This window comes from Micromonospora sp. MH99 (assembly GCF_021442385.1).
Classification (GTDB): domain Bacteria; phylum Actinomycetota; class Actinomycetes; order Mycobacteriales; family Micromonosporaceae; genus Micromonospora.
The window spans coordinates 1-23,987 of the sequence record NZ_MUZA01000017.1; the positions used below are offsets into that span (position 1 = coordinate 1).

A 23,987-nucleotide genomic window follows, 5' to 3' on the forward strand; every position below is an offset into this window, starting at 1 on the left:
CGGGGTGGCCGGCGCGGCGGCGGGCGGCACCGTCGGGCGGGCCCCGGTGTAGCCGCCGGCCTGCACGGCCGGGGCGGTGTCCCGCGCGTCGACCGGAGACTGCCACTGCGCGGGCGTCGGGGCGCTGGTCCGCCACTGGTCGGGCAGCGTCGCCGCCGCGGTGCTGGCCCCGGCGTACGACTCGGCGTGGTTGACCGGGGTGAGCGGCGTCTGCTCGACAGCCATCGGCTGGCGCGGACGGGTGAGCACCTGCTCGCGGCCCCGGTTGCTGGGCAGGACCACGGTGGCGGCGGGCAGCGTCACCTGGGCGACGGTGCCGCCCTCCACGTTGCGGCGCAGCTCCACCCGGATGCCGTAGCGGGAGGCGAGCCGGCTCACCACTGCCAGACCCATCAGCCGGAACGCGGCGACGTCCACGCTCGGCGGGGCGGCCAGCCGGCGGTTGAGCGAATCGAGCTGCTCGTCGGTGAGGCCGAGCCCACGGTCCTCGATCTGGATCAGGACGTAGTCGCGGATGCGGCGACCGTCGGCGACGACAGTCGTGTTCGGCGGCGAGAACCGGGTGGCGTTGTCCAGCAGCTCGGCGACGAGGCGTACGACGTCGTTGACGGCGTGCGCGGCAACCGAGATGTCGGTGTCGACGGTGCCGAACTCGATGCGGTTGTAGAGCTCCACCTCGGACTGCGCGGCGCGCAGCACGTCCACGACCAGCGCGTCGTCGCGGCGCGGTACGGCCGAGTCGGCGCCGGCGAGGACCAGCAGGTTCTCGTCGTTACGGCGCATTCGGGTGGCCAGGTGGTCCAACTCGAAGAGCTGGGCCAGCCGCTTCGGGTCCTCCTCGCCGCGCTCGATCGCGTCCAGCTCGCCGATCATCCGGTCGACCAGGGTCTGACTGCGGCGGGCCAGGTTGAGGAACATCGCCGAGACGCTGGTGCGCAGTGCTGCCTGCTCGGCGGCGACCCGCACCGCCTCCCGGTGGACGACGTTGAAGGCCAACGCCACCTGACCGACCTCGTCCCGGCTGTTCAGCTGGATCGGGTCGCGGACCTGGCGGACGATCTCGTCCACGCCACCGTCGCCCACGCTGCCCATGTTCTGCAGGCGCTGCACGGCGTCCGGCAGGTCGTGGTTGGCCACCGAGAGCGCGCCCTCGCGCAGTCGGCGCAGCGAGTGGTTCAGCGACCGGGCCAGCACCACGGCCAGCGACACCGCGATGATCAGGGTGAGCAGCACCAGGATCGACTCGACCACGGCCTGCCGGATGACGTCCGAACGCGCCTGGTCGGCCTGGTCGAGCAGCCGGTTCTGCAGTTGAACCTCGGCCCAGCGCATCAGGTCGTTGACCGCGCCAATGGCGGCGGTGGCGTCCTGAGCGCTGACCAGCGGGCGCTGCCCGACGGAGCGGGTGATGTCGGTGGCGACCCGGTCGGAGAGGCCGACGGCGTCGCCGGAGACGGTGCTGTCGACGAGGGCCCGCTGCACCGGGTCAGCGGCGAGCGAGAAGGCGACCAGGGACTCCTGCTGGCTGGTCAGCGTGGCCACGAAGGAGGAGAACTGCTCCGGGTCGAGCTGGCCGGCGGTCAGCGCCGTGAAGGCGACCGCCTCCTCCTCGGCGACGGCCGCCTTGGCGCGGGCGAACGCGGCGACCGCACGGCGGCTGTCCGACAGGCTCTCCTCGCCGGGCAGCTGGGCCAGCCCGTCGCCGTAGGCGACCAGGTCGGTGAGGATGACGCCGTAGCGCAGAACCGCCTCGGCGACCGCCATGGCGTCATCCTGCCGGCGGTCCAGCACCTCCTGGCGGGTGCCGTCCAGGGTGGACAGGTGGTCGTCGATAGCCGCCAGCCGGTCCCGCAGCGCCGCCGGCACGTCGCCGATGCGGCCCCGCTCGGCGTTGTACTGGTCCACGCGCTGCTGCGTCTCGCGCACCCGCAGGTTGTACGCGTCGGCGGACTGTCGGGGAGCGGCCAGGTAGGCCGCGGCGGCCATCCGCTCGGCCTGGAGATCCTGGGTGAGCGCGCTGACGTCGATGGAGAGCGCGGTGAGGGACCGGGCCCGGGTGGCGTCGTAGGCGCCCTCGCCCACTGAGATGAGCCGGACGGTGGCGAGCGCGATGACGGCGGCCACCGGAACGACCAGAATCAGCGCCAGCTTGGACCGGATCCGGGCGTCCCGCAGCCTCGGCAGGCGCCGGCGCGTACGACGAGCATTCTCGCCGAGCGCGGGCAGGGTCGTCGGTCCGGTGCTCACGACATCGCCTCCGTCGTTTCTTCCCCGCCTGGCCCGCCGAACCGTGCCGTGGGCGGAGGGGACCACGCGCGGCACGGCCGCGATTTCATCAGAGAAGATCGTGTTTGGGAAGCCGCAGTGAGGCAGGAAACGGTCGGACGGCGCGGAACCCGTGATCCGGTCAACTGATACCTTCATTTCCGCAAGCCCCTGAACAGGGCATGTAACTCCAGAGTGGTCACGCGTGTATGCAAAGTGAGCTTTTGCAAACATTGCGTTACCCCAGCATGTGGGATGGCCGTCCCGAAAATGCAACCGGGGTCCGCGCTTGACCACAGCGCCGGCCATTGGCAAGGTTTTGCAGGCTTCGCGCACACCGTACGGCAGAGGAGATCCCGTCCTCCACTGAGGACGGATTAGCGGCGGTGACCGGGCAGCGCCCGCGCCCGCACCTGGAGGACTGAGTTGAGCCCCATCCGCTCCGCGACCATCGCGGCGCTCGCATCGGCCGTAGTGGCCACCACGCTCACCGGCTGCCAGTTCGGTGGAACGGAGCAGGACACGAGTCCGATCGTGATCGCTGCCGATCTCGAACTCTCCGGGGCTGCGGCCCCGATCGGTCAGACATACCAGCGGGCCCTGAAACTCAAGGTCGAGCAGTTGAACTCCTCCGGAGCACTCAACGGCCGGAAGATCGATCTGAAGGTCAAGGACAACCGTTCCGACGCCGCCGAGTCACTGCGCAACATCGCCGACTTCAGCAGTGATTCCCAAGTCAGCGCCATCGTCATGGGTGGCTGTAACGAATGCGCGGTCGGCGCGGTCGGCGTCATCAACGACAAGCGGATTCCCACCATTGCGCTCGCCGCTTCCGGAGCGATCGCCAGCCCGGTCGCCGAGCGGCGCTACGTGTTCAAACTCGGTCCGAACGCGGCGGACAGCGCCGCGGCGCTCACCACCGAACTGCGGCGCAAGAACGTCCGCAAGGTGGGCCTGCTCGCCAGCAACGACGACTACGGCCGGGAGGGCGTGCTCGCGCTACGCCGCGAACTGACCAAGGCCAGCATCAAGGTGGCCGGCGAGGAGTCGGTGAAGACCACCGACACCGAGGTCGGCCAGCAGGTCACCAAGCTCACCAAGCTCAAGCCCGACGCACTTGTCGTCTGGACCCCGCCGGAGCAGGCCACGCTGGCCGCGACCAGCGCCCAACAGGCCGCGTTCCGGGGGTCGCTGTTCTTCGACGCGGGAGCGGCCGGCGATCTCTTCCTCGGCACTGCGGCCCGAGCCACCGAGCGGGCCACGCTGATCTTCACCCAGACCATGGTGATCGACGACGTGATCGCCACCACCCCGGCGAAGGCGGCCCGGCGGCAGTGGTTCCAGGACTACACGGCCCGCTTCGGCGGCTACAACGGGTCCTCGTCCTTCGCCGCCGACGCGATCCAACTGATCGCCGACGCCGAACTGCGGGCCGGCGGCCCGGCCGGGAAGGTCGACCGGGACGGCATCCGCGACGTGCTGGAGACGTCCCAGATCGACGGCCTCTCCGGCCCGATCCGCATGACGCCCGACAACCACTCCGGCCTCATGCCGCAGGCGCTCACCACGCTTGTCGCCCGCAACGGGCGCTGGCGCCTGGCGGGGTAACGCTCGGGCCCGCCGGTGCCTGGTGCATCGTGCTCGGCGTTGGGGTTGTGGCCTACCGTCCCCGGCTCCGGGCGGTCAGGCTTGATCCCTCCGCCGGGCACGGTAGGCCACAACCCTCCCGCGTCACGGTTACTGCGAAGGGCCGGCCTCCTTGTGGGGGCCGGCCCTTCGTGTTTCCTTGTTGGTCTTGTCTTGCCTTTTGAGGTCAGCGGCTGCTGGTGGTTTCCCGTACCCAGGGCAGCGCGAACCGCTCGATGAGCACGAGCGCGGAGTAGAGCAGGATGCTGACCAGCGCCACCAGCATGATCGCCGCCCAGGCGGTGGCGGTGTCGCCGACGCCCGCGTACTGGGTGATCACGTAGCCCAGACCGCTCTCCCCGGCCTGGAACTCACCGATCACCGCGCCGATGGCCGCCAGCGGCATGGCCACCTTGAGCCCGACGAAGATCTGTGGCAGCGCCGCCGGCAACCGCACCTTGCGGAACGCCTGCCAGCGGGAGGCGTTCCACGACCGCACCAGCTCGGCCAGGTCGGCCGGCGTGGTGGTCAACCCCGTCGCGGTGGACAGCACGATGGGGAAGAAGCAGAGCAGGAACACCATGGTCAGGATCGGCTTCTGGCCCCAACCCAGCGCCACCACCAGCAGTGGCCCCAGGGTGATCTTCGGCACGGCGTTCACCGCGACCAGCAGCGGGGTGAACATCCGCTCGACAGTGTGCGAGCTGGCCAGGGACAGTCCGATCAGGACACCCGCGGCGGCTGACAGGACGAAGCCGATCAGGATCTCCAGCAGGGTGGTCCCGGTGTGCTCCAGCATCTGGGCGGGCTTGTCGACGAACGCGCTGAGCACGTCCCCCGGCGGCGGCAGGGCGGCCGGGTGGACCAGTTCCAGCCGGGCGATCAGCCACCAGGCGGCCAGGGCGACCACGAGACCGGCCGCGGGCAGCAGCGCCGCCCCGGTCCCCGCGCGCAGGCCGGCGCCCCGACCCGCCCGACGTGCCTCCGGTCCGGTGCCCGGGGGTGGGGGCACCGTCACCGCCGACTCGGCTGAGCGGACGTCGGTCATCTTGTCCTCCTCGTAATTCGCCGGCCGCGGGGACCGACGAGCGACGGGGGTACGTCCCACCAGATCTGGCGGGACGTACCCCCTGGTGACGACCGGACGATCAGGCCTTCGGCGCGAGGCTGAAGTCGATGATCTGCTCGGGGGTGATGTTCTGCTTGAGCGCGCCCGCGCCCTGCAGGATCGCGATGCTCTTCGCGACCCGGCCGCTGTCCAACGTGCCGATCGCGGTGCCGGAGTTGCCGGAACGCACGTACGCGGCCATCAGGTCCAGCTCGGCGGCGGCGGCCGCCGGGTTGGCGGCGTCGACGTTCTTCTTCAGGATCTCGCCGGCCTCCTTGGAGTTCGCCAGGCTGTACTCCAGGCCCTTGAGCAGCGCCGCGGTGAACTTCTTCACCATCTCCGGCTTCTCCTTGGCGATCTTCGAGGAGGTGATCAGCACGTTGCCGTAGAGGTCCTGCATCACGTTGCTGTACGGCAGCATGACTGCCTTCTTCTTGGCCACCGCCTCGATCGTCGGCTGGCCGACGACGAACTGGCCGATGCCGTCCACCGACCCACTGGCCAGCGTGCCGATCAGCGCCTGGGCCTCACCGTTGACCCAGGTCACCTTGCTGGCGTCCACACCGGCGAGCCGGGCGTACGTCGGGAACAGGTTGCGGACCACGGAGCCGGGGGTGTCGGCGAGCTTCTTGCCCTCCAGGTCCTTGGGCGAGTTGATGTTCTTGCCCTCGACGGTGGCGATGCCGGCCATCGTGCGCTGCTGGATCGCGGCCACCGCCGTGAAGTCCTTGGCCTGTCCGTTGCCGAGCTGGAGCAGACCACCGGTGAGGTCGATCGGTCCGAAGTCCGCCTGGCCACCGACGACGGTCTGGATCACGCCACCGGTGCCCTGACCGGCCTTGATGTCGACGTCGAAGCCGGCCTCCTTGAAGAAGCCCTTGTCCTTCGCCACCCAGGCGTAGGAGTCACGGCCGAAGTTGCCGAAGGAGGTGAGGTACGTCACCTTCGTCAGCTCTCCGTCCTTGCCGCCCTTGGCGTCGTCGGACGAGTCCGACCCGCTGCTGCAGGCGGAAACAAGGGCAAGGGCGGTGGCCAGCGCGGCCGCAGCGACCGTACGGGTCAGCCTTCTCATCAGTGCACCATGTCCTTTCCGACCGGGGCCGCAGGCCACCGGAGGGGGTTGTCGCGACGGTACCGGCGGGAGGGGTAGAAGCCGGGCACCGCCATCGTGAGGGGACTCTTCGCGGGCACAGCGTACGAGAAACCCACAGTTGCGACGCCAGGCGTATCGGGTTGCGGAACGGATACAACATGACGACCACCCCGGACGGTGCGAGATGTCAACGGGGCAGCTAGCCTTTGTCGGATTCCTGACCGTCCACTCAGCGGAGGTACGCCGCAGATGATCCGACTGTCCGGGGTGTCGCGTACCTTCGAGGGCCGATCCGGCCGGGTCGAAGCCCTTCGCGGCATCGACCTCGACGTCGCCGAGGGCGAGTTCGTGGCCGTGCTCGGGCGCTCCGGCTGCGGGAAGTCCACCCTGCTGCGGCTGATCGCCGGGCTGCTCCCGCTGACCTCCGGCGAGATCACCGTGGCCGGTACGCCGATCACCCGGCCCCGCCGCGACATCGCCATGCTCTTCCAGAAGCCGGCGCTCCTGCCGTGGCGCAGCGTGCTGGACAACGTCCTGCTGCCGGTGGAGATCTTCGGCTGGAGCCGCGCCAAGCACCGCGAACGGGCCCGGCAACTGCTCGACGTGGCCGGGCTTTCCGGGTTCGAGAAGCGGCTGCCGCACGAACTCTCCGGTGGCATGCAGCAGCGGGTGTCGCTGTGCCGGTCGCTCATCGGCGAACCCCGGGTGATGCTGATGGACGAGCCGTTCTCCGCGCTCGACGCGCTCACCCGCGAGGAACTCTCCGGCGAACTCCAGCGCGTGCACATGGAGAACAAGCCGAGCATCGTCTTCGTCACCCACTCGATCGACGAGGCGGTGCTGCTCGCCGACCGGGTGGTCGTGCTGAGCCCCCGTCCCGGCCGGATCCGCAAGGTGGTCGAGGTGGCCATCCCCCGACCCCGCACCCTGGGCCGCAACGCCCATCTCGCCGACGTCGCCCGGGTCAGCGCCGACCTGCACGAGCTGTTGATGGAACGCGACCAGCCGGCCGCCGCCGGCGTGGAGGGACGATGAACATGCGGGTGTCGGTCTTCACCGAGCCCCACCGCGGCGCCGACTACGACACCCAGCTCCGGTTCGCCCGGCTGGTCGAGGCCGGCGGCTACGAGGGTTTCCTCCGCGCCGACCACTACCAGTCGATGGGCGCCGACCCGGGCCTGCCCGGCCCGACGGACGCCTGGCTGACCCTCGCCGCGCTGGCCCGCGAGACCCAGCGGATCCGGCTCGGCACCCTTGTCACGTCGGCGACCTTCCGGCTGCCCGGCCCTCTCGCCGTGCTGGTCGCGCAGGTCGACCAGATGAGTGGCGGTCGGGTCGACCTCGGCATCGGCGCCGGCTGGTACGAGCGCGAGCACATCTCGTACGGCATCCCGTTCCCGGCCGTCGGCGAGCGCTTCGACCGACTCGCCGAGCAGCTTGAGGTGATCACCGGGCTGTGGGCCACCCCGGTGGGCGAGACGTACAGCTTCACCGGCGACCACTACCGGCTGGTGGATGCGCCCGCGCTGCCCAAACCGGTGCAGGTGCCCGGCCCGCCGATCATCGTGGGCGGGCGCGGCCCGAAGCGCACCCCCGAACTGGCGGCCCGCTACGCCGACGAGTTCAACATGCCGTTCAAGTCCGTGGCCGAGACCGCCGGGGCGTACGACCGCGTTCGGGAGGCGTGCGACCGCGTGGGTCGGGCGGAGGCCGGCCGGGCCCCGCTGGTCCTCTCCGCCGGGATCGTGGTGGCCATCGGCCGCACCGACGCGGAGGCCGCCCGGCGGGCCGCGCCACTGCACGAGAAGAGCGCGCTGCCGCCGGAGGACCCGGTGGTCGGCTCGCCCGCGCAGCTCGTGCAGCGGATCGGCGAGTTCGCCGAGATCGGCGCCACCCGGGTGCACCTGCGCATGACCGACCTCGACGACCTCGACCACCTCGAGCTGATCGCCGCCGAGGTGCTCCCCCAACTGGACGGTGGACGATGACGGACGTGACCGACGGCACCGAACTCGGGCCGGTGGGCCAGGAGATCGTGTACGAGAACGACCGGGTCCGGGTCTGGCACATCCGCCTCGAACCGGGCGAGCGGCAGCCCCTGCACCGGCACGACCACCCCTACCTGGTGGTGGCGATCCAGGGCGCGAAGAACGTCGTACAGACCATCGACGGCACCCGGATCGACGCCGACGAGCCCACCGGCGGGGTCGTCTACCGGGACCCGGGTGCGGTACACATGCTCACCAATGTCGGGGACACGACATACCTGGCCCGACTGGTCGAACTCAAGTAGACCCGCCGGGCGCGCCGCGCCGCGCCGCGCGGCGCGCCGGTGGCGATCGGGTGTACCAGGTGCGTAACGTGCCGGACATGGCCTTTCGGACCTGGGGCAGACTACTGCTCACGGCGCTCGGGGTGAGCGTGCTGGCCGGAGCCGGCCAGCTCGGCGTCGCGTACGGCTTCGGCATCGTCCGACTCACCGGCGCCTTCACCGGCACGACCGTCAACCAGTGGCCTGCCCAGCTCGTCTGGGTGGGCTGGTTCGCCGCGAACGCCGCCGTCGCCGGCGCCGTCCTGACCGGTCGTCTGGCCCGTCGGGACACCCCGGCGGCCAGCACCGGCCGGCAACTGGCCATCGGCGGCGCCGCCGCCCTCGGCGCCACCGCCGTGGCCCCGCTCTGCATGCAGCCCGCCCGAGCCGCCGAGTTGATCTCGGTGGACCCGGTCTGGGCGGTCGGCATCTGCGCCATCCTCGGGGCGGTCATCGGAGCGGGCGCGGCCGTCGCCGTGCTGTTCCGACCCGAACTGGGCTGGAACATGGCGGCCGTGGCCGGGGCGGTCTGGCTGCTGGCGTTGATCTCCGTCCTGCCGTCGCTCGGCACCGCCGGCCCGCTGCCCACGGTCCGACTCGGCGTCCTCGAACCGAGCTGGCTGAACGACGCCGCCGCGCAGCGTCTGGCGCTGCTCCTGCTGCCCGTGGTGGCGCTGCTCGCGGGCGCCGCCACCGCCGGGTTGGCCCGCTGGCGCGGCCAGGTCCCGCTGGTGAGCGGGGCGACCGGGGTGGCCGGTCCGGTGCTTGTGGCATTCGCGTACCTGACCGCTGGCCCCGGCGACGCGGTGGACCGCTACCAGACCACCCCCTACTACGGCGCGCTGATCGCGATCCTCGCCGGCGCCCTCGGTGCCGCGGCCGCGGCCCTGCTGCGCTGGCCCATCATCGCCCGTACCGCCGATCCCCAGGCGATCGCGCCGACCGACATCCTGCGCCCGCTGCCCGCCGGCCCGTCCCTGCCGGACGCCGAAGCGGCGAGGTCGACGGGTCCGGCCGACGACGCGACCCCCAGCGGTGGGGACCTGGCGACCACAGGCCCGGGTCCGCGCGCCGCCGACGACACCGCAGGCGTACGCACCGTCCCCGCCCACTGGGACTGGCCGGCGACCACGGCGAGCGGCCAGCACGGCACGGTCCCCGCCGACGCGACGCCCCCGGGGCCGGCGCCCCGACCGGTCGGCCGCCGCCAGCACGCCGACACCACCTCGGACGCGGCGACGGCGGGCACCCCGAGCCAGGACACGCTTCCCACGGGCGGGCAGCACGACCGCGCGACCAACCCGCCGGCCCCCGCCTCGTGGCTGACCGACCCGACCGGCGAGTTCACCGCCGGGCGACAGACGACACCGTCGAGCCGGGACGGGGACGCAATCGGCGCCGCCGTCCCGATGCCCGCCGTCCCGGCGTCCACCGCTGCGGTCGGCGACACAGGGGCTGCCGGCCCGACGCCCCGCGCGGACGCCGACGACCCGACCGGGAAAACGACGACGGCCACGACCGCCGGGGACGACCGAAGCAGCGACGACACGACGACCAGCGACCCGGCCATCCCGGTCCCGCCGGTCGCGGTCCCGCCGGTCGCGGTCACACCGAGGGCGGACGACGCAGGCACGCCGAGTGCGGGCAACGCGACCACGCCGGTCGCGGACGGCGCAGGCACGCGGGTCGCCGGCAACGCGGGCACGCCGAGCGCAGACGTCGCAGGCACGCCGGTCGCGGGCAACGCAGCCGCGACGAGCGCGGGAACCCTGAGCGCGAGCAGCGCGGCCACGCCGAGCGCGGGCAACGCGGCCACGCCAAGCGCGAGCAGCGCGGGAACCCCGAGCGCGGGCAACGCGGCCACGCCGAGCGCGGGCAGCGCGGGCGACGGCACGGCCGACGCACCCGCACCCAAGCCGCGTCGTACGCGCAAGCCGAAGTCCACCCCGGCCGAGGTCACTCCGGGCACGACCGCCGAGGACACGGCGGCAGCCGCCGGGTCGACAGGTGGGCGTACCAGGCGGCCGGCCCGGTCCGGCAAGGCCACCGACGTGAGCGGCACCGAGTCCGCCGGGCCGGTCGACCACGCTGCTCCCGGGCCCGACCAGGACGCTCCCCTGCCCGACCGGGACGCTCCCCTGCCCGGCGACACCGAGCCCGCCCAGGCGAGTCAGACCGGCGGAAAGGGTCTGCGGGAGCAGACCGACGGGACCGGTGCAGAGAGCCGGCGCGACCGGGCCGCCGGCACCGATTCGACGGTCACCACCGCCCCGGTTGGGGATCCCGCACCCGTTGTGGGTTCCGCGACGGGTCGCGCCGAACGGTCCGCGGCGCAGGGTGACGGCGGCGCTTCGTTGTTCGGCGAGGCGAGTGTCGACGGCCCGGAGGCCGACCGGTGGACCCCGACGGCACCGGCCTGGCCGGTCACCTCGGCGTGGACCGCCGCACCGGGGACGGCCGACCCCGAACCGTCCGCTTCGGATGCTCCGGTCCCGGCGGAGGAGTCGACCGACTGGACGCCCCGCTTCCGGCACCGGGCGCCGCTGCCGGACCTGAGCCGCGCCAGCACCTGGGACGCCTTCAACACCACTCGACGCACCGCCGCGTCGGACCGGACCACCAGCACGGCCGACCAGAGCACCGGCGCACCCGGCCAGGGCAGCCCGACCGCCGGCATTCCGGACCAGGACGGCCCGACCGCCGCCACGCTCGACGGGGGCCTACCGACAGGCCGCGCCGCCAGCACCACGGGCCAGGCCAACAGCACGACAGACCAGCGCGGCAGCACGACGGACCAGCACGGCAGCACGACGGACCAGCCCGGCGGCACGACGGACCGGGCCGTCGGCAGGCGCGGCCGGGCCGGCGAGGCCACCGGTACGCCCGCCTCGGCGGGATCTGTCGCGCCGCCGTCGACCGGCCCGGGCATACCCGGGCAGAACGGCGCGTCGGGCACCGCCGGCAGTGGCGCGTCCGGCACCGCCGGCAGTGACGGGCCGGACAGCGACGCCCGACGGGCCGTGCCGACGTCCACCGACGACGCGGAGCAGCCCTCCCGGCGGGGACGGCTCGGTGGCCTGTTCCGGCGCAACCGGGTCCGGGCCGACGAGGAGAAGCGGTCCGCGGCGGATGCGGCGGAGCCGCTGGCCACGCAGGACGAGGAGTTCGTCGACTGGGTCGCCGGGCTCGGCAAGCCGATCGCGGACAACGAGCCGGAGCAGGAGAACGGGCGTCGTTCGCTGCGCTCCACCGGCCGTCACCACCGCGACTGAACCGCCCGACGACACTTCGGGACACCGATCCCGTCTGATCGACTCGGGTTCGCTGAATCCGGGCTGTCCACTGCGCTGGGACACCCGAGGTCAGTGAACCCGAGTCGATCATGCCGGCCCGGTCAGGCGAGCGGCAGATAGACCTTCCCGCCGCCGGAGACGAACTCCGCCGACTTGTCCTTCATGCCGCGAGCCGCGTACTCCTTGAGCTCTTGCGTGATCTTCATCGAGCAGAACTTCGGGCCGCACATCGAGCAGAAGTGCGCCGTCTTCGCGGGCTCGGCGGGCAGCGTCGCGTCGTGGTACGACCGCGCCGTCTCCGGGTCCAGCGAGAGGTTGAACTGGTCCTCCCAGCGGAACTCGAACCGCGCCTTGGACAGCGCGTCGTCCCACGCCTGCGCACCCGGGTGCCCCTTGGCCAGGTCCGCCGCGTGGGCCGCGATCTTGTACGCGATCACACCCGCCTTCACATCGTCGCGGTCGGGCAGGCCGAGGTGCTCCTTCGGGGTGACGTAGCAGAGCATGGCGGTGCCGAACATGCCGATCATGGCGGCGCCGATCGCCGAGGTGATGTGGTCGTAGGCAGGCGCGATGTCGGTGGTCAGCGGGCCGAGCGTGTAGAAGGGCGCCTCGTGGCACCACTCCTGCTGGAGGTCCACGTTCTCCTTGATCTTGTGCATGGGCACGTGGCCCGGGCCCTCGATCATCACCTGCACGTCGTGCTCCCAGGCGATTTTCGTCAGCTCGCCGAGGGTGCGCAGCTCGGCGAACTGCGCCTCGTCGTTGGCGTCCGCGATCGAGCCGGGCCGCAGCCCGTCGCCGAGCGAGAACGTCACGTCGTAGCGCGCGAGGATCGCGCACAGCTCCGCGAAGTTCGTGTAGAGGAAGTTCTCCTCGTGGTGCGCCAGGCACCACGCCGCCATGATCGAGCCGCCCCGGGAGACGATCCCGGTGACCCGGTCCACGGCCAGCGGCACGTACGGCAGCAGCACCCCGGCGTGCACAGTCATGTAGTCGACGCCCTGCTCGGCCTGCTCGATCACGGTCTCCCGGAAGACCTCCCAGCTGAGCTTGACCGGGTCGCCGCCGACCTTCTCCAGGGCCTGGTAGATCGGCACCGTGCCGATCGGCACCGGCGAGTTCCGCACGATCGCCTCCCGGGTCTCGTGGATCCGCTTACCCGTGGACAGGTCCATCACGGTGTCGGCGCCCCAACGGGTGGCCCAGGTCAGCTTCTCCACCTCCTCGGCCACCGACGAGCTGACCGCCGACGTACCGATGTTGGCGTTCACCTTGACCAGGAAAGCCTTGCCGATGATCGCCGGCTCGCACTCCGGGTGGTTGACGTTGAGCGGCAGCACCGCCCGGCCGGCGGCGATCTCGGCTCGTACGAGTTCCGGGTCGACGTTCTCCCGGATCGCCACGAACTCCATCTCCGGCGTCACCACACCGGCCCGCGCGTACGCGAACTGTGTCGGACGACGTCCGTCCACACCGGCGAGCGGCGTACCCGCGCCTCGTACCGGCGCCACGTCACCCCGCTCGGCGATCCACGGGCCCCGCAACGCGGGCAACCCCACCGCCGGGTCGGATCCCGGGCCGGACGTGTCGTAGAGCCGCACCGGCGGATGGTCGCCGGTCAGCGCCACCTCGGCGAACGGCACCCGCACATCCGGCCGTGACCCCTCGACGTACACCTTGCCTCGTGCCTGCATGACAACCTCCCTGGTGATCAGGCGGACCAGCCGAAGTGATCCAGCGGCCCGCGCCCCGCGCCCAGCTCCCAACCCCGCGCGCCGGTCAGCGCGCGGAGCACGTACTCCTTGGCGGCCCCCACCGCCGCCGGCACCGGATCGCCCAGCGCGAGCCGCACGGCGATCGCCGCCGAGAACGAGCACCCGGTGCCGTGGGTGTGCCGGGTATCCACCCGTGGCCCCCGCAGCAGCGTCGTGACGCCGCCCCCGTGCAGCACGTCGACCGCTTCGTCTCCGCCCAGGTCACCGCCGGTGACGACGACGTGCTCCGGGCCGCCGGCGGCGAGGGCCTGGGCGGCGACGATCATCCCGGCCAGGTCGTCCACCGCGCGTCCGGTGATGGCCGCGGCCTCCGCGCAGTTCGGCGTCGCCACCCGGGCGTACGGGAGCAGCCGCTCCACCGCATCCACCACGCCGAGCCGGTGGCCGCTCGTGGCGACCAGCACCGGATCGACGACGAGTTGGGGCAGCCGGCCGTCCTGGGCGGCCCGGGCCACCGTGTCGGCGACGGCGGGTGTGCCGAGCATTCCCGTCTTGACCGCGCCCACGGTGAAGTCGGTGAGCACGCTGTCCAACTGCTCCGCGACCGTGCGCGGCGGCAACGGCAGGACGGCGTCGACACCTCGGGTGTTCTGCGCGGTGACCGCCGTGAGGACGCTGGTGCCGTACGCCCCGAGCGCCGCGAAGACCTTGAGGTCGGCCTGGATGCCGGCGCCGCCGCCGGAGTCGGAGCCGGCGATGGTGAGGATGGTTTTCGGGGTCACTGGCTTTCCTCTGTGGTTGCGCTTTGGGGCTGCGGCCGACCGTGCCCACTCCGGGCGGTCAGGCTTGATCCCTGCGTGGGCACGGTCGGCCGCAGCCCTGACCGGGGGACCTCCGTGCGCCCGTTCCGGCTTTTTGCGAGCTTCTGGGTGGCCGCCTTGACGAAAGCGCTGGTCAGTAGGTGTGCTGTTTCTTCTGGGTTTGCTGCTCGCATGAGTGCGCCCAGCACTGCCACTCCGGCGGCTCCGGCCTCGACGCAGGCGGTTACCTGATCAGGGGTCTCAACCCCGCCCAGCGCCAGCAGGGGCACCGGGCTGGCGCGCACCAGGCTGCCCAGTCCCGCGACGTTCAGGGGTGGGCCGTAGCCGGGCTTGGACTTTGTTGGCCAGACCGGGGAGACGGTGGCGTAGTGCTCGGTGGTCAGGCGGGCTAGTTCGGCCTCGTTGTGGCAGGAGCGGCCGACCAGCGGCAGGGCCGGTGGCGGGTACGGGCCGGCGGCCGGCAGGTGGACGGCGTCGCCGCCGAGCGGGTCGGGGCCGGCCACGACGAGGGTCCCCCCGGCGGCGGCGAGGATCGCGCGCAGGTCGACCGCGAGGGCGGCGCGCTCGGCGCGGGGCAGGTCCTTCTCCCGCAGTACGACCCACCGCACTCCCTGAGCGACGGCCCCCGCCACGACCCGTTCGAGACCGCCCCTGGCGACCAGCCGATCGGTCAACAGGACGACCCCCGACGGCAGGACGCCTGTCACAGGTCCGGTCTTCCCTCGTCCGGAGTGGACGCGAGGGCGTGGAAGCGGCGGGCGATGCGGCCCGCACCGGCGGCCAGGCGGCCCGCCTCGACCGCGTACCGCATGGCCGTGGCCATCGCCACCGGGTCGGCGGCCCGGGTCACCGCGCTGGCCAGCAGGACCGCGTCGCAGCCCAGCTCCATGGCCAGGGCCGCGTCGGACGCCGTGCCGATGCCGGCGTCCAGGATCACGGGCACGTCCACGCTCTGGCGGATCAGCCGGATGTGGTGCGGGTTGCCGATGCCGAGCCCCGAGCCGATCGGGGAGCCGGCCGGCATCACCGCGGCACAGCCCACGTCGGCGAGGCGGCGGGCGAGCACCGGATCGTCAGTGGTGTACGGCAGCACGGTGAAGCCGTCGGCGACCAGTTCCTCGGCGGCGCGGAGCAGTTCCACGCCGTCGGGCAGCAGCGTCCGCTCGTCGCCGATCACCTCCAGCTTGACCCAGTCGGTGTCGAACGCGTCGCGGGCCAGCCGGGCGACCTTCACCGCCTCGGTGGCGGTGTGGCAGCCGGCGGTGTTCGGCAGCAGCCGTACCCCGCACCGGTCCAGCAGGTCGAGCAGCCCCCCGGCGGTGCCCGGGGCGGTGTCCACCCGGCGCAACGCCAGCGTGACCAGCTCCGTGCCGGACGCCCGGATCGCCTGTTCCAGCACGTGCAGGTTCGCGGCGCCGCCGGTGCCGAGGATCAGCCGGGACGTGAAGGCCACCCCACCCAGTTCGAACGACATGCCACTCACCCGCCCTGCGCCGCGGTCAGCACCTCGACGCGGTCGCCGTCGCGCAGCACCGTGCCCGGCCAGCCGGCCCGGGGCACCACCTCGCCGTTGACCGCTACCGCGACGCCACGCTGGTGCGGGGCGACGTCGCGGACCAGGTCGGCCACCGACGCGCCGCCGGGGACGCTGCGTCCGGCCCCGTTCACCGTCAACTCCACCGGTCCTCCTCGGTCGTTCGTCCAGGTCCGCTCCTGTCGCCCGCGCCGACCCGCGTCGCGTCGCCGGTACCTGTCGACGCGACGGCGAACCGGTCCGCGCCGAAGGGCGCGAGCAGCGGGTCGGGTTCGCCGGTGGTCACCAGGTCGGCGATCGTCTCGGCGGTGATCGGGGTGAGCACGATGCCGTGCCGGTGGTGCCCGGTGGCGGCCAGGACGGCGGGCCGGCCGGGCAGCGGCCCGAGGATCGGCGCGTTGTCAGGTGTTCCGGGCCGCAGGCCGGCGACCGCCTCGACCAGGTCGTACTCGGTCAACTCGGGCAGCAGGTCGACCCCGGCGCGCAGCAGCCGCTGCACGGCGCCGGCGGTGACGGTCGTGTCCGACCGCTCCTCGACCGTCGCGCCGAGGACCACCTCGCCGTCGGCGCGGGGCACCAGGTAGACGTGCTCGCCGTCGGCGTACCCCCGGATCACGTGCCGGAAGCCCGGCGCGACGCCGCCGGGCGCGCGCAGCCGGAGGATCTGGCCCTTCACCGGCCGCACGGGCAGGCCGGTGAGCGCGGCGGCGCCGCAGCCGGCGGCGACCACGGTGACCCCCGCGTCCACGTCGGACAGCCGCCGGACCGGCTGCGGCACCAGCACCGCGCCGGCCCGCCGCGCGGCCGTGCGCAGCGCCGGCACCAGCAGCCGGGGATCGACCTGGTGGTCGGTGGGCGCGAGCGCGCCGCCACGCACCCGCGGGGCCAGCGCCGGTTCGCGGTCGCGCAGCTCGCTCGGGCGCAGCGGCGTCACCGGCAGACCCAACCCCTGTTGGTACGCCCAGAGCCGGCGTGCCTCGGCCAGGTCGTCGCCGGTCAGCCCGACCATCAGGGTGCCCTCGGTCCGGTAGCCGATCTCGGTGCCGCTCGCCTCGGTCAGCTCGGCGGCGAACCCGGGCCACCGGGCGGCGGACGCCACCAGCAGCTCGGTCAGCTGCCGCTCACCGAAGTACGCCTCGGCGACCGGGGAGAGCATGCCGGCGGCGACTGCCGACGCCCCCGACCCGGGGGCGGGGTCGTGCACCTCGACGCGCAATCCCCGGATGGCGCAGCGCCACGCGATGGCCAGTCCGATCGGGCCCGCACCGACCACCGCCAGATCGGTGCGGGTCACGCCAGCGCCCGCAGCAGGTCGACGGTCGCCCGCGCGGGGTCGGCGGCGCCGGAGAGCGCACCGACCACCGCCACCCCGTACGCCCCGGCGGCCCGCAGCTCCGGCACCCGGGCGGCGGTCACCCCGCCGATCGCGATGACCGGCACGTCGACGGCATCGGCGACGTCGCGGACGCCCGAGGGCCCGATGGGATCCGGCAGACCGGTCTTCGTGCTGGTGGTGTGGCACGGGCCGACGCCCAGGTAGTTGGCGCCGGCGACGACCGCCTCGATCGCGGTCCGGGGCTCGCGGGCGGTGGCCCCCAGCACGCCGGTCGGGCCGAGCACGTGCCGGGCGGCGGCGACCGGCAGGTCGTCGGCCCCGACGTGCCCACCGGCGGCGCCCACCGCGAGCGCCACGTGCAGCCGGTCGTTGACCAGGCAGGTCGCCCCGTACGGCGCGCAGAGCGCCAGCACCCGGCCCGCCAGGTCGTACGCCTCGCGGTCGGTGGCGGAGTCCTCCACCCGGACCTGTACGACGAGGTCGGCGCGGGCCGCCGCGAGGGCGGCCCGGACCACGGTGAGCGGGTCGCGCCCGGGTCGAGTGTCGGTGACGAGATGCAGTCGTCCAAGGGACGGCACGGCAACGCTCCTCCCTGCGCCGGCATTACCCGGATCAGGTTCAACGGTCGGGGGCTGTCAGCCCCCCTCTCAGCCCGGTACACCGGGCTCCCGTGGGTTACTTGCGTGTCACCGTACGACAGTTCCGCCGGTCTGCCAAGGGACTGGCCGTCGGCCGGAGGCCACTCCATCGATGGGGTACTTTCTCCGGTCCTGTTCGGAATGTCGCCCGCCGTTGCAGAACCGTTACCAGCCGGCATCTTGCCCGACATCGATACACCAGAATTAATTTGTTCAGCGATTCGACAAAATGCCGGCGTGGACGCCCTGGCACGGCGTCCCCACCGGCTCCATCCGGGACGGTCTTCGGCAGCCGGCCCCCGCGATTCCTGTCCACCGCGACATTGGAGGCGGCGTGTCCCGTTCTCGTCGTGCCCGTTTACCACTCACCGCTACCCTGCTGTCCCTCGCGCTAGCCTCGACGACCCTGCTCGGGTCGCCGGCGCAGGCGGCTCCGGCCGCAGCGCAGATCCCCGCGCGAGACGTGCCGGTCGCGGCTCCGCTCTCCCAGGCGGTGCCGAAGGCACCGAAGGCCGCAGCGGCCGACCCCTACTCCGTCCTGGTCTTCTCCAAGACCGCCGCCTTCCGGCACGACTCCATCCCCACCGGCATCGCCGCCATCCAGCAGCTCGGCGCGGCCAACGGGTTCACTGTGGACACCACCGAGGACGGCGCCGCGTTCAACGACGCCAACCTCGCCAAGTACAAGGCCGTGATCTGGCTCTCCACCACGGGTGACGTCCTCGACACCGACCAGCAGGCGGCCTTCGAGCGCTACGTGCGGGCCGGCGGCGGTTACGCCGGTGTCCACGCGGCCTCCGACACCGAGTACAGCTGGGCCTGGTACGGCGACCTGGTCGGCGCGTACTTCGCCAACCACCCGCAGAACCAGCAGGCCACCGTCAAGGTGGAGGACCACGCCCACCCGTCCACCGCCGACCTGCCGGACCGCTGGTCCCGGTTCGACGAGTGGTACAACTTCCAGACCAACCCGCGGCCGGACGTGCACGTGCTGGCCAGCCTGGACGAGAAGAGCTACACCCCGGGCGCCGGCGCGATGGGCGCCGACCACCCGACGGCGTGGTGCCAGGACTTCGACGGTGGCCGCTCCTGGTACACCGGCGGCGGGCACACCCGCGAGTCGTACGCCGAGCCCGAGTTCCTCAAGCACCTGCTCGGCGGCATCCAGACCGCGGCCGGCGTGATCGACGCCGACTGCGGCGCCTCGAAGACCTCCAGCTTCGAGAAGATCACCCTGGACAGCAACACCAGTAATCCGATGGAGCTGGACATCGCGCCCGACGGGCGGGTCTTCTACATCGAGCGCGACGGCCGGGTGCAGATCATCAAGCCCGACACCGGCAGCACCGTCACCGCCGTCGACCTGGACGTCTTCACCGGCAACGAGGACGGCCTCATCGGCATCCGGCTCGACCCGGATTTCGCCACCAACAAGTGGGTGTATCTCTACTACGCCCCGAACGACGGCGTCACGCGCAACCTGCTGTCCCGGTTCACGGTGACCGGCGACACCATCGACCCGGCGAGCGAGAAGCAGGTGCTGCGGGTCGACACCCAGCGCAACACCTGCTGCCACGCGGGCGGCAGCATGACGTTCGACAGCGCCGGCAACCTCTACCTGGCCACCGGTGACAACACCAACCCGTTCGAGTCGAACGCCTACGCCCCGCTCGACGAGCGGCCGGGCCGTCAGGACTACGACTCGCAGCGCACCGCCGCCAACACGAACGACCTGCGCGGCAAGGTGATCCGGATCCACCCCGAGGACGACGGGACGTACACCGTTCCGACCGGCAACCTCTTCGCGCCGGGCACCGAGAAGACCCGTCCCGAGATCTACGCGATGGGCTTCCGCAACCCGTTCCGGATCGGCACCGACCCGAAGACCGACACGCTGTACGTCGGGGACTACGGACCGGACGCCAACGCCAACAACCCGGACCGGGGCCCCCGCGGTCTGGTCGAGTGGAACGTCGTGACCCCCGGCAACTACGGCTGGCCGTACTGCACCGGGACGAACGAGGCGTACAACGACTACACGTTCCCGTCCGGCCCGAGCGGGCCGAAGTTCGACTGCGCCGCGCCGGTGAACAACTCGCCCAACAACACGGGCCTGACCAACCTCCCGCCTGTCGTTCCGGCCACCGTCGACTACGGCTACGCCGGTGACGCGCGGTACCCGGAGATCGGTGGCGGTGGCGCCCCGATGGGCGGCCCGGCCTACCGGTACGACGCCAACCTCAACTCCCCCCGCAAGTGGCCGGCCTACTACGACGGCAAGGCGCTGCTCGGCGAGTGGAACCAGAACAAGATGTACACGATGCAGATGACCGCCGACGGCAAGTCGTTGGTGGACATCAACCAGCTGCTCACCGGCATGAAGATGATCCGGCCGATGGACTTCGAGTTCGGCCCGGACGGCGCGCTCTACCTGATCGAGTGGGGTACGGGCTTCGGCGGCAACAACGACGACTCCGGCATCTACCGGATCGACTACACCGCCGGTGACCGCGCACCGATCGCCGCGGCGTCCGCCAACCCCACGTCGGGGCCGGCGCCGTTGACCGTCACCTTCTCCAGCGCCGGCTCCCGGGACCCGGACGGCGGCGATCTCACCTACGCCTGGACCTTCGGCGACGGGCAGACCTCCACCGAGGCCAACCCGACGCACACGTACGCGATGGCGGGCAACTACACCGCCCAGCTCACCGTGACGAACCCGAAGGGCCGTACCGCGGTGGCAAACGTTCCGGTCACCGTGGGCAACACCGCGCCGACGGTGAGCATCGAGTTCCCGCCGGACGGTGGCTTCTTCAACTGGGGTGACCAGGTCCGCTACACGGTCAAGGTGACCGACCCGGAGGACGGGCAGATCGACTGCGCCCGGGTGAACCTCCAGGTGCTGCTCGGTCACGACGAGCACGCCCACCCGCTGGAGCAGCACACCGGCTGCACCGGCACGGTCCAGACGTCGCTCGCCTCCGGGCACGGCGCCGAGGCGAACGTCTTCGCGGTCTTCGAGGCCACCTACACCGACGATGGTGGCGCCGGCGGCGCGGGCGCGCTCACCGGCCGGGACATCGAGATCCTGCAGCCCAAGCAGAAGCAGGCCGAGTACTTCACGGCCACCGGCCGGGTGCCGGGCAGCACCGGCGGCGGAGACGCCGGTGTGCAGCGGGAGGCCGGAGCCGACACCGCCGGTGGCGGCCAGAGCATCGCGTTCATCGAGGACGGCGACTGGTGGTCGGTCGTCCCGGCGGACCTGACGAACATCACCGAGATCCGGTTCCGGGCCGCCTCGGCCGCCGCTGGCGGTCGGATCGAGGTCCACGCGGGCGCGGTGGACGGGCCGGTCGTAGCCACGGCCACGGTCCCGTCGACCGGGGCGTGGCAGACGTACACGGACGTGAGCGCGCCGGTCACCGGTGCCGCGAGCGGCTCGCTGTACTTCGTGGCCCGCGATCCGAACGGCGGGACGGGCTCGCTGTTCAACGTCAACTGGATGGACTTCGTCGGCCGCGGCGTCACCGAGAACGGGCCGCCCGTGGTAACCGCCACCGCGACCCCGACCAGCGGCACCGTTCCGGTCACCGTCGCGTTCGACGGCACGGCCACCGACGCCGAGGGCGACACCCCGCTGACGTACGCCTGGGACTTCGGTGACGGCGGTACGGCGTCCACCCTGGACGCCAGCCACACGTACACGAGCGTCGGAGCCTTCACGGCCACCCTCACGGTGACCGACAGCAAGGGTGCCAAGTCGTACGCCACAGTGCCGGTGCGGGTGAACGCTCCGGACACGTCCTGCTTCGGGGCGCGTTCGGACGACTTCAACGGCAACACCCTGGACAAGGGCCGGTGGACCAGCGTGGTCCGGGAGAACCAGCTCTACTCCCTCAGCGGTGGAGCGCTGAAGCTGCCCACCTCGGTGGGTGACCTGTACGGCGCCCGCAACGACGCCACCAACCTGGTGCTCCAGGCGGCGCCGACCGGCGCCTGGGAGATGACCACCAAGGTCACGCTTCCGGTGACGGCCAACTACCAGCAGGCCGGTCTGCTGGTGTACGGCGACGACGACAACTACGCCAAGGTGGACCTGCTCTACAACGGCAGCCGTCGGGTGGAGTTCATCCGAGAGACTGCCGCGACGCCGCGCAACGACGCTGCGGACGCCACCAACGCGCCGGCGGGTGACACCGTGTACCTGCGGATCACCAGCGACGGGACGAACCTGACCGCCGCGGTCTCGGGCGACGGGCAGACGTTCACCCCGGTCGGCCGCTCGGCCGCGCTCGCCGGCATCACCAACCCGCGGATCGGGGTCTTCGCGCTCAACGGAGGCACCGAGGCACCTGTCGTGGACGCCGCGTTCGACTCGTTCGTGGTCACGCCGGACGCCCCGGCCGGCCCGGTCGACCCGTCGGACGAGTTCACCGGCGACACGCTGGACAAGTGCCGGTGGGACGCGATCCAGCGGGAGGACCCGAACGGTTACCGGGTCACCGGTGGCGCGTTGCGGATCGACGTGCCGAACGGTGACATCTACGGCACCGACAACACCGGGCCGAAGAACTTCATCCTCCAGACCGCGCCCTCGGGCGACTGGACCCTGGAGACGAAGGTCGACGGCAGCCTGCTGAACGAGCAGTACCAGCAGGCGGGTCTGCTCGTGCAGGCGGACGACGACAACTACGTGAAGTTCGACTTCATCGCGGACAACCAGGCCGGCCAGACGGTCACGCGGCGGATCGAGTTCCGCAGCGAGATCGGCGGCGTCGTCCAGAACCCGCAGCCGGAGGCGACAAGCCTCACCTCGGCGGTGTGGCACCTGCGGCTGGCCCGCAGCGGCGACACCTTCACGGCGTCGTACTCGGCCGACGGAACGACCTGGACCACGCTGGAGACGTTGACCAGCAGCGCGGTCGGGGCCACCCCGAAGGTCGGTCTGTTCACCCTCGGCGCCAACCAGACGGCGTCGAAGACGGCCTCGTTCGACTACTTCCGGCTCAGCACCGAGGTGGTCACCGACGAGACCGCTCCGGTGACGACGGCGGCGGTGTCCGGCACCCCCACCGAGGGGTGGTACACCGGGCCGGTGACGGTCACCCTGACCGCCGCCGACGAGGCCGGCGGCAGCGGACTGGCCGGTACGGCGTACCAGCTGGACGGGGCCACCACCTGGACCGACTACACCGCTCCGGTGACGGTCAGCGGGGACGGCGAGCACGAGCTGCGGTTCCGCTCGACGGACCAGGCGGGCAACGTGGAGTCGACGAAGACCGTCTCGGTCAAGATCGACGCCACCGCGCCGGTCACCACTGCGACGTTCGCTCCGGCGAACGACGCGGGCTGGCACAACGGGACGATCCCGGTGGTGCTGACCTCGACCGACGCCGGTTCCGGCGTCAAGACGGTCGAGTGGTCGCTGGATGGCGGCGCGTGGACGCCGTACTCGGAGCCGGTCGCGGTGACCGGTGACGGGCAGCACGAGCTGCTGTACCGCTCGACTGACAAGGCGGGCAACGCCGAGACGCTCAAGTCGGCGATCCTGAAGATCGACGGCACCAAGCCGACGCTGCTGGTCTCCGGTATCGCCGACGGCCAGCTCTACGGGGACAGCCAGGACGTCCGGGTGTCCTGGCAGGCCGTCGACCCGACCTCGGGTATCGCGACTGTGGTCGGCCAGCTGGACGGCAAGGCGTACGCCAGCGGCACCCTGCAGGCCATGTACGAGCTGCCGCTCGGCCTGCACGAGCTGACCGTCACCGCGACCGACAAGGCCGGCAACACGACGACCTCGAACGTCCGGTTCTTCGTCACCACCTCGTTCCGGGACATGCAGAACCTGCTGGACCGGTTCAAGGCGACGGGGCGGCTCTCGGCCAAGGCGCAGAAGCAGTTGACGGCGAAGCTCGACGCGGCCCGGCAGGCCGAGGCGGCCGGCAACGACAACAAGGCGATCAAGCAGTTGACCGCATTCCGGGCCCTCGCCGCCGACGCCACACTGGTGCCGGAGGCCGAGGTTCGGGACGTCCTGATCCGGGACGCCGACGCCATGATCGTTCGGCTCGGCGGCACGGCCAGTAAGGCCGGGGTCAAGGCGAACGACGGCGAACCGGTCAAGGGCACCGGACGGCTCGGTGGCGACGCCACCCGGCTGGCACCCGGTCGCCAGCTCTGATCCGATCGAGGCCCCTTCCCGACGCCACGGTGTCGGGGAGGGGCCTCCCTCATCAGTAGTGAGGAG

Annotated in this window: 16 protein-coding genes and 1 riboswitch; of the genes, 6 read left to right on the plus strand and 10 right to left on the minus strand. The window is 72.0% G+C overall.

Annotation, left to right across the window (positions count from 1 at the left end; translation table 11 throughout):
• The coding region (locus B0E54_RS11800) for a sensor histidine kinase (RefSeq protein ID WP_234583410.1) at window positions 1-2,247 on the minus strand (2,247 nt) is incomplete at its 3' end.
• 444 nt (window positions 2,248-2,691) lie between these two features.
• Here B0E54_RS11800 and B0E54_RS11805 point away from each other — a divergent pair.
• On the plus strand, window positions 2,692-3,873 hold the full coding sequence (locus B0E54_RS11805) for an ABC transporter substrate-binding protein (RefSeq protein ID WP_234583411.1): 1,182 nt from the start codon (window positions 2,692-2,694) through the stop codon (window positions 3,871-3,873).
• 205 nt (window positions 3,874-4,078) lie between these two features.
• Here B0E54_RS11805 and B0E54_RS11810 read toward each other — a convergent pair whose 3' ends face one another.
• A complete protein-coding gene (locus tag B0E54_RS11810; RefSeq protein ID WP_234583412.1) occupies window positions 4,079-4,939 on the minus strand; it encodes an ABC transporter permease in 861 nt (286 codons plus the stop codon).
• Between the two features lie 100 nt (window positions 4,940-5,039).
• A complete protein-coding gene (locus tag B0E54_RS11815; protein ID WP_234583413.1) occupies window positions 5,040-6,071 on the minus strand; it encodes an ABC transporter substrate-binding protein in 1,032 nt (343 codons plus the stop codon).
• 270 nt (window positions 6,072-6,341) lie between these two features.
• On the opposite strand from B0E54_RS11815, the gene B0E54_RS11820 reads away from it, so the two are divergent.
• From B0E54_RS11820 to B0E54_RS11835, 4 genes are all read left to right on the plus strand, one after another.
• Window positions 6,342-7,127, plus strand: a complete 786-nt coding sequence (locus tag B0E54_RS11820; RefSeq protein WP_234583414.1) for an ABC transporter ATP-binding protein — start codon at window positions 6,342-6,344, stop codon at window positions 7,125-7,127.
• Between the two features lie 2 nt (window positions 7,128-7,129).
• The gene (locus B0E54_RS11825; protein ID WP_234583477.1) at window positions 7,130-8,080 is read left to right on the plus strand and encodes an LLM class F420-dependent oxidoreductase; all 951 of its coding nucleotides are present in this window, start codon (window positions 7,130-7,132) and stop codon (window positions 8,078-8,080) included.
• Complete coding sequence (locus tag B0E54_RS11830) at window positions 8,077-8,385, plus strand: cupin (RefSeq protein WP_234583415.1); 309 nt, start codon at window positions 8,077-8,079, stop codon at window positions 8,383-8,385. Before B0E54_RS11825 ends, B0E54_RS11830 begins: the two co-directional genes overlap by 4 nt.
• Window positions 8,386-8,462: 77 nt before the next feature.
• Window positions 8,463-11,675: a hypothetical protein gene (locus tag B0E54_RS11835; RefSeq protein WP_234583416.1), complete on the plus strand. Its 3,213-nt coding sequence runs from the start codon at window positions 8,463-8,465 to the stop codon at window positions 11,673-11,675.
• A gap of 122 nt (window positions 11,676-11,797) precedes the next feature.
• Here B0E54_RS11835 and thiC read toward each other — a convergent pair whose 3' ends face one another.
• The 7 genes from thiC to thiE all read right to left on the minus strand — a co-directional run bounded on the left by thiC (window position 11,798) and on the right by thiE (window position 17,680).
• Window positions 11,798-13,390 (minus strand): phosphomethylpyrimidine synthase ThiC, encoded by a 1,593-nt coding sequence (thiC, locus tag B0E54_RS11840; RefSeq protein WP_234583417.1) that lies wholly within the window; start codon window positions 13,388-13,390, stop codon window positions 11,798-11,800.
• 17 nt (window positions 13,391-13,407) lie between these two features.
• Window positions 13,408-14,193, minus strand: coding sequence for a bifunctional hydroxymethylpyrimidine kinase/phosphomethylpyrimidine kinase (gene thiD / locus B0E54_RS11845; RefSeq protein ID WP_234583418.1), 786 nt, complete (start codon window positions 14,191-14,193; stop codon window positions 13,408-13,410).
• A complete protein-coding gene (locus tag B0E54_RS11850) occupies window positions 14,190-14,939 on the minus strand; it encodes a thiamine phosphate synthase (protein WP_234583419.1) in 750 nt (249 codons plus the stop codon). Before B0E54_RS11850 ends, thiD begins: the two co-directional genes overlap by 4 nt.
• Window positions 14,936-15,715, minus strand: a complete 780-nt coding sequence (locus tag B0E54_RS11855) for a thiazole synthase (RefSeq protein ID WP_308195350.1) — start codon at window positions 15,713-15,715, stop codon at window positions 14,936-14,938. The genes B0E54_RS11850 and B0E54_RS11855 overlap by 4 nt, the downstream gene beginning before the upstream one ends.
• On the minus strand, window positions 15,712-15,912 hold the full coding sequence (thiS, locus tag B0E54_RS11860) for a sulfur carrier protein ThiS (RefSeq protein WP_234583421.1): 201 nt from the start codon (window positions 15,910-15,912) through the stop codon (window positions 15,712-15,714). Before thiS ends, B0E54_RS11855 begins: the two co-directional genes overlap by 4 nt.
• Window positions 15,903-17,060 carry a glycine oxidase ThiO gene (gene thiO / locus B0E54_RS11865; protein WP_234583422.1) on the minus strand — a complete coding sequence of 386 codons (1,158 nt, stop codon included), beginning with the start codon at window positions 17,058-17,060 and terminating at the stop codon, window positions 15,903-15,905. The genes thiS and thiO overlap by 10 nt, the downstream gene beginning before the upstream one ends.
• Window positions 17,057-17,680, minus strand: coding sequence for a thiamine phosphate synthase (gene thiE / locus B0E54_RS11870; RefSeq protein WP_234583423.1), 624 nt, complete (start codon window positions 17,678-17,680; stop codon window positions 17,057-17,059). Before thiE ends, thiO begins: the two co-directional genes overlap by 4 nt.
• Window positions 17,675-17,784: riboswitch (TPP riboswitch) on the minus strand. (Overlaps the previous gene by 6 nt.)
• Window positions 17,785-18,074: 290 nt before the next feature.
• Between thiE and B0E54_RS11875 the strand changes: the two genes are divergently transcribed.
• Entirely contained in the window at window positions 18,075-23,921 is a 5,847-nt protein-coding gene (locus tag B0E54_RS11875; protein WP_234583424.1) for a ThuA domain-containing protein, read from the plus strand.
• Window positions 23,922-23,987 lie beyond the last annotated feature (66 nt).

Coding starts and splice junctions, on each gene's coding strand:
- B0E54_RS11810 (WP_234583412.1), bottom strand. CDS start 4,939: ATGACCGACGTCCGCTCAGCCGAGTCGGCGGTGACGGTGCCCCCACCC.
- B0E54_RS11830 (WP_234583415.1), top strand. CDS start 8,077: ATGACGGACGTGACCGACGGCACCGAACTCGGGCCGGTGGGCCAGGAG.
- B0E54_RS11825 (WP_234583477.1), top strand. CDS start 7,130: ATGCGGGTGTCGGTCTTCACCGAGCCCCACCGCGGCGCCGACTACGAC.
- B0E54_RS11835 (WP_234583416.1), top strand. CDS start 8,463: ATGGCCTTTCGGACCTGGGGCAGACTACTGCTCACGGCGCTCGGGGTG.
- B0E54_RS11815 (WP_234583413.1), bottom strand. CDS start 6,071: ATGAGAAGGCTGACCCGTACGGTCGCTGCGGCCGCGCTGGCCACCGCC.
- B0E54_RS11820 (WP_234583414.1), top strand. CDS start 6,342: ATGATCCGACTGTCCGGGGTGTCGCGTACCTTCGAGGGCCGATCCGGC.
- thiC (WP_234583417.1), bottom strand. CDS start 13,390: ATGCAGGCACGAGGCAAGGTGTACGTCGAGGGGTCACGGCCGGATGTG.